The organism is Nostoc sp. (assembly GCF_036919675.1).
Lineage (GTDB): Bacteria > Cyanobacteriota > Cyanobacteriia > Cyanobacteriales > Nostocaceae > Nostoc.
Map to the genome: position 1 here is coordinate 1 of NZ_JBALCP010000083.1, position 474 is coordinate 474.

A 474-nucleotide genomic window follows, 5' to 3' on the forward strand; every position below is an offset into this window, starting at 1 on the left:
GCCACAAAGCTCATAAACTGTAATAAATGTAAAGAATAGTATTTAAAGATGGCAGCATATTCAATTGACTTACGACAAAAGATATTAAGTGCGTGGCAAAACAAAGAAGGCAGCCAAAGGGAATTAGCAAAACGATTTAAAGTCAGTTTGTCTTTTATCCGTGACTTTTTACGTCGGTATCGAGAGACGGCAGAGATTGCTGCCAGACCCCAAGGAGGAGACCGCCGCTCAAAGCTTAATAGTATTGAGCAAGAATTGTTAAAGGTAATCGTGACAAAGCAAAGTGATATATATTTGCGAGAAATTCAAGAAGTAATAAAGGAGCGCACAGAAATAGATGTAAGTATATCAAGTTTATCCCGCACTCTTAAACGCTTAAAATTAAATCGGAAAAAAAACTTTAGTATCGACTGAGCAAACTACAGAAAGAGTACAAAAACTACGCTATGAATTTCGACGTTGGCTAGACACTAT

Annotated in this window: 1 protein-coding gene; it reads left to right on the top strand. The window is 36.9% G+C overall.

Annotation, left to right across the window (positions count from 1 at the left end; translation table 11 throughout):
* Window positions 1-48: 48 nt before the first annotated feature.
* Window positions 49-414 (top strand): IS630 transposase-related protein, encoded by a 366-nt coding sequence (locus V7K49_RS18485; protein WP_335206768.1) that lies wholly within the window; start codon window positions 49-51, stop codon window positions 412-414.
* Window positions 415-474 lie beyond the last annotated feature (60 nt).